This is a genomic window from Oleiphilus sp. HI0128 (assembly GCF_001635365.1).
Genome location: NZ_LWGG01000569.1, coordinates 1 through 444, shown reverse-complemented (window position 1 = coordinate 444; position 444 = coordinate 1). Strand labels below are relative to the sequence as shown.

1 protein-coding gene and 1 tRNA gene are annotated in these 444 nt (G+C 45.5%); both read left to right on the top strand.

Annotated elements, in window-relative coordinates:
* The coding region (locus A3763_RS26770) for a sigma factor-like helix-turn-helix DNA-binding protein (protein ID WP_156494981.1) at nt 1-127 on the top strand (127 nt) is incomplete at its 5' end.
* Nucleotides 128-226: 99 nt separating this feature from the next.
* Nucleotides 227-303 (top strand) — tRNA-Ile (locus tag A3763_RS06905).
* The last annotated feature ends 141 nt before the right edge of the window (nt 304-444 follow it).

Here is a 444-nt window from a genome sequence, read left to right as displayed (position 1 = left end):
TTTGGAAGAAGTAGGTAAGCAGTTCGACGTAACGCGTGAGCGTATCCGTCAGATCGAAGCGAAAGCGCTAAGAAAACTACGCCATCCAAGCCGCTCAGATCACCTAAGAAGCTTCCTGGACGAATAAGCATTTTCCTCTAGCATCTTCTTTCGGGGCGCATTATAATGCGCCCCGTATTGATCAAGAACTCTCTGGATCATCTCTTGGCTCAAAGCCAAAATCAGTGCCCCCTTAGCTCAGTTGGTTAGAGCACCCGACTCATAATCGGTAGGTCCCCTGTTCAAGTCAGGGAGGGGGCACCATTTTTCTTCTTTTATTTCAATTGGTTATTTTAGTAGCTGGCATGCTTGGAATAAGTTGTGCTACATCAGTGCTACATTGGCCTCATTGTTGATTTGCACCCAAAACTGACCCACTAAAGCCATATATTTGCATCGAATTTT